Below are 5,002 nucleotides of genomic sequence, written 5' to 3'. Positions count from 1 at the left end.
GAGTGGCTCGCTCTTGCAAAAGCAATTCTAATTCCGATCGCAACGGCTGAATCAATCTCGAAAATTCATTTTTTAATTGTCCTGCGCCAACAGTACTCTCTTCCTGAATGGGTTCGAGCGGCGGTAGTGGATACTGGTTATTACCATGATCGATAAATTTTGTTAACAAAGGCGATCGCGGTTCTTCAGAAGGCTGATTTGGGATGTCGCTCTCTAATGTTTCTTTTTCTTGTAACCTCACCAAGAAGTCGCGAATTCGCTCTAAAACTTCTTTAGGCTCTTGCGCCTGACCAGACAGAAATCTAGACAGGCGCTTGCCACCGTTGGCAAGTAAGTTGTCAATGTCTGCGATCAGTTTTTGAATTTCATCTGTACTAAAAGTCACTTTTATTACCTTACTTAAAAATGTGTGTCAACTAATGTGACATTAATTTACAATCACCGGATCTCTATGGGGATCTTGCTACACGCAGCGTCAACCATAGGAGAAGTTTTGAGTGGCAAAAGCCGCTACTTGGAATTATGACTAGTCATTATGTTATGGATTACTGGGGGTCGTGGCAATCTTCAATCATCTAAGAAAACAAGGAAAAAAGTTTTTCTTTGTCCCCCCATCCCCTTGTCTCCCCCTTTCCTTGTCCTCTTCAGACAGCCTTTGCTCGAAAAGCTTAATCTTCCAGGTCATTGGTTGGCTATTTTTGAAATCGCTAAAATACCTGAGCAATAATTTACTCCCTTTAGTATCATTAATGTTGTTTGCCTATATTCATAACTAATTAAGTTTGCAGTGCAGCTAGCCCCTAAGCAATACAACCGCCGGCTATAGACTACTTTTTGCAAAACTTTTACTCCGTTTAAACTTATAGGTAAAGATTATTTAGAAAAACTTCTTGTCGCTTTCTTGTTTAGCATAGTTTAGTTTTTTCTTGGAAAGGGAGCTGTGCAATGATAGCTTAGGCTACAAATGGCACTCCTGTTTTTTGTGTGTACATAGCAGCTTGAATTAAAGATGTCGTAATGGAAGATCGATATAGCTTGCAAGCACAGGCTAATTCCTGGATGATCACCTCCGCTCCCTTTTTTCAAGGGTTGCCAGAAACTGCTGTGGAATCAGCCCTCACCCATCTTGTTACCCGCACTCACCCAGCCAATCAGGTGATTCTACTGGAAAATGACTGGGGTGGTTCTGTGTATTTTATTATGGACGGATGGGTAAAAATCCGCACCTACAATCTGGAAGGAAAAGAGGTAACGCTGAATATTATTGGCAAAGGTGAATTGTTTGGTGAAATGGCGGCGCTAGATGAAGCACCTCGATCCACCGATGTGATTACCTTGGCCCCAACGGTAATTGGTAGTATGCCTGCTCAAGATTTTGTCAAATTACTTCAGATAGAACCCTTGGCGGGAGTTCGATTGGCGCAACTCATGGCACGACGTTTGCGACAAGTAAATCGCCGATTGCGGTTGCGGGAATCTGATAGCCAGTCAAGAGTAGCAGATACGTTGTTATTTTTGGCAGAAGGACAGGGAAAAAAAGGGCAAACGGGAACCGAAATTCCCAATTTACCTCATCGGGAATTAAGTAGTTTGAGCGGACTGGCGCGGGAAACGGTGACACGAGTATTGACAAGGCTAGAAAAAAAAGGCTTGATTAAACGGGATCAAGACACTATTTGTATTCCCGATTTGTCAGCTTTAGAAAGAATGATCGTTTAAAAACTTGTCAGATATGAGTATTTTAGATTCTCTCCCAGATGAACCGGAGGAAGATCCATCTCCTGAATCTCCAACTCCTCAGAATCATTGGTTAGATAAAGAACAGCAGTTAATGCCTCCTCAAGTCAAGGCAGATGCGCCTTTGAGGATGGTGGAAACAGCATTTTTAGCCAGTACCGCTAGCTTAATTTGGTTTATTAATTTTTACTTTCCTTTGGGCCCAGTTTTGCGGATATTTTTTCCAGTGCCTATCGCTCTAGTTTATCTGCGTTGGGGCAAACGTGCGGCATGGATGGCAGCACTCACCTCTGGGTTACTGCTGACGGTACTGATGGGGCCAGCCCGCAGTTTGCTGTTTGTCATGCCCTACGGGTTTATGGGCGTCCTTTTGGGCGCTACGTGGTGTCGTCGTCGTCTTCCCTGGATTGTTTCTATCACTCTGGGTACGCTATTGGGTACTTTAGGAGTCTTCTTTAGGCTGTGGTTGCTGTCTGTTTTGTCGGGTCAAGACCTATGGATTTATGTGATAACCCAGGTGACTGAGTTCATTGAGTGGGTATTTTTTAACTTGAGTTTGTTGGCGAGTCCCAGTGTATTTTTGATTCAAGTGGGAGCGATCGCTTTAATTTTACTCAACAACTTTATCTACCTTTTTGTGGTACATCTGGCAGCATGGTTGCTTTTTGACCGTCTGGGCAACCCGATCCCCCGCCCACCACACTGGGTACAAGTTCTCATGGATTATGAAGGATAGTTATTTGTCATTTGTCATTTGTCATTGGTTAAATGATGAGTCCTAACTAATAACCAATGTTCCATGCCCAATTCCCAAATTAGTATTTATACGCAAAAAGAACTAAGTGAACAATGGCTGCGAAGGTATCGTGGCTGTCTACCCGTATTTGCTTGTGTTTTAGGATTTACTGAAACTGGTTTAATTCCAGGGATTTCCGCAGCTGGTCGCACTCCAGAGGATCGGAAATATACTGCTTGTGCGGATGCCGAGTTTTTGTATTACGGTCCAGAACACAAAGCCCAATATCCCCTACCACCATTGGCGGCTGGGGCTTCACCTGTGCTGATTTCTCGCGCTGTATTTGAGTCACTAAAGATACCAATTCATTTATTTAATGCTGGTTTACCCCAAGCTCCTGCTGTGCCAGTAATTGATTTGGGTGGCGCTCCTGCTAAATGTTTAAGTCAAGGGGCTGCTATGGAAATTACAACAGTACACCACTTGTTTGAACAAGGGCTACTTTGGGGAGAACGCCTAGCCGCCAATATCCAACAGGGGTATCTGATTGTTGGTGAGTGCGTCGTCGGAGGTACTACAACTGCCCTGGCAATTTTAACTGGTTTAGGTATAGATGCTGCCGGAAAAGTTAACAGTAGCCACCCTGTTTGTAACCACGCGCAAAAGTGGGCACTAGTACAAGCTGGGCTGGAGAAGATGAGGGGGAGCAGGGGGCAGGATAAGATATTTCAATCTCAAATCCAAAATTCTGTAGATCCCTTACAACTCGTCGCCGCCGTGGGCGATCCGATGCAAGCAGTGGTAGCTGGGATGGCGATCGCTGCTAGCCGTAGTTGTGGTGTGATGCTGGCTGGAGGGACGCAAATGCTGGCGGTTTATGCGCTAATGAGTGCGATCGCTCAAGCTTACGCCTTATCATGGCAACCAGAAGCAGTAGTTGTAGGCACAACCCGCTGGGTGGCTGAAGATCCTACTGGCGCTACAGTTGACTTAGCTCTCAACTTAGGAAAAAGCAGCTTAACTCAGAATGGAGGAACCCCTCCTCTATTAGCAACTCATCTGAGCTTTGCTGATTCTCGTTATCCCCAACTGAGAGCTTATGAGCAGGGCTTTGTCAAAGAAGGTATGGGTGCTGGAGCCGCTTGCGTAGCCGCCCATCTTAGCCAAGATTGGCGGCAACACCAACTTTTGGCAGCCATTGAAGCCCAACTTGAACGGCTAAGTATTGCCTTGAACTAAAGATTTTGGTCTTAGGATATGATATCAACCGTAGCTTGATTAAAAACTTCCAGGATTGTCATCAAGTGCTAGCAAGAAATTAATCAGGTCTGCTTGCTGTTTGGAATTAAACCCAGATTGTCTATCTACGTAGAAGTGATGCCCTGTGCCATCAAGGTTACTACGCACTAAACTAGGGTTAGCTTTGTTGGCTTTCACAACCAAACGACGAAGATCGCGATCGACCAGGGCACGCAAACTACTAGCAGGATCGGCAGGTATACCTTGGCTAAGAGTGCCAGATAGCCCTAAGCCACTCTTGTTAACAACCGTGGAACTACCATTTGAGTTCACTTTCAAGCTTCCTGCTCGTACTGCTGCACCGCCATCGTGCAAATATGGGGCGCTTAAATAAAGACCACGCAAGGAAGTAGTTTTGTAACCGCCTTTTGGCAATATACCTTTGGGTAGAGTTGTGGGAGTATCAGAGATACCCTGCGTTGGTACATCCAGCACTTCAGCACTAGCAGGTATGGGAACAGGAGTGTTAAAGGTGTATAGCTTGGGTGGTACTAACAAATTACTCAGCCCTAAGCGAGATTGGGCACGAGCGGGGTTAGTACGAATTTCATCAATTGGATGAATTTTGTTGTCAGTAAAGAATGGCGGAATATGGCAAGTAGCACAATTGGCTTTCTCAAATACTTTTGCGCCACGCTTAACAGAATTACTGTTCAACGCTTGCCAGTTTTCCGAAGTCTGGTTGGCAGGTGGCACTAAGCTATTTTGGAAAGCAGACATAGCATTAGCAGCAAATAAGAAAGGACCACTCGCAATATCACCAGGCTTTTGAGTATTTGGGCTGAAAACTAAACCGTTGTAAGTAAATAAACTAGGGCGCAGGTTTGGGTAAGTTGCTGTCCCAGGAGCAGGAATTTGGTCTTCTAATTGTGCTTGTGTAGGATTCGGTGCGATCTTCCGTAGCCATTCAGAGGGTTTTACTATTACTCCTTCTGGTAAACGTAGGCTGGGAGTGGCAGCGTTTTGTAGAAATGTACCAATATAAACCTCTGGGTCAATGCCAAGCGTTTCTGCACTCAGTTGAGCAGCTGCCAACAGATTGTTTTCTGAAGAATGAACACCGTTGCTGACAGCGCTGAGTCCCGCAAACGGCCCAATAGCAAACTGTCCATCAAGAAAATAAGGATGATTCTTAAATGTGAATATACTGGGAATTTGAGTAGTATTGTTGATACTATCTGAAGAACTCTCAAAATTACCAAAAGGCACATCTAATACTGCATCGTCAAA

The 5,002-nt window shown here is 44.7% G+C and carries 3 protein-coding genes and 2 pseudogenes; 3 read left to right on the top strand and 2 right to left on the bottom strand.

Going from position 1 to position 5,002, the window contains the following annotated elements:
• Positions 1-385 (bottom strand): annotated as a pseudogene (locus IQ229_RS12725) (hypothetical protein); the annotation flags it as partial.
• A gap of 632 nt (positions 386-1,017) precedes the next feature.
• On the opposite strand from IQ229_RS12725, the gene IQ229_RS12720 reads away from it, so the two are divergent.
• The 3 genes from IQ229_RS12720 (at position 1,018) to cobT (ending at position 3,712) form a co-directional block, all read left to right on the top strand.
• Complete coding sequence (locus tag IQ229_RS12720; RefSeq protein ID WP_104905149.1) at positions 1,018-1,719, top strand: Crp/Fnr family transcriptional regulator; 702 nt, start codon at positions 1,018-1,020, stop codon at positions 1,717-1,719.
• A gap of 13 nt (positions 1,720-1,732) precedes the next feature.
• Positions 1,733-2,473, top strand: a complete 741-nt coding sequence (locus IQ229_RS12715; RefSeq protein ID WP_194044202.1) for a DUF2232 domain-containing protein — start codon at positions 1,733-1,735, stop codon at positions 2,471-2,473.
• Between the two features lie 63 nt (positions 2,474-2,536).
• Positions 2,537-3,712: a nicotinate mononucleotide-dependent phosphoribosyltransferase CobT gene (cobT, locus tag IQ229_RS12710; protein ID WP_194044200.1), complete on the top strand. Its 1,176-nt coding sequence runs from the start codon at positions 2,537-2,539 to the stop codon at positions 3,710-3,712.
• A 39-nt stretch (positions 3,713-3,751) separates the two neighbouring features.
• On the opposite strand, the pseudogene IQ229_RS12705 reads toward cobT, so the two are convergent.
• Positions 3,752-5,002 (bottom strand): annotated as a pseudogene (locus IQ229_RS12705) (di-heme oxidoredictase family protein); the annotation flags it as partial.

Source organism: Nostoc cf. edaphicum LEGE 07299 (genome assembly GCF_015207245.1).
In the GTDB taxonomy this organism is placed as follows: Bacteria; Cyanobacteriota; Cyanobacteriia; order Cyanobacteriales; family Nostocaceae; genus Nostoc; species Nostoc edaphicum_B.
This window is presented reverse-complemented; position numbering and strand designations above follow the sequence as displayed.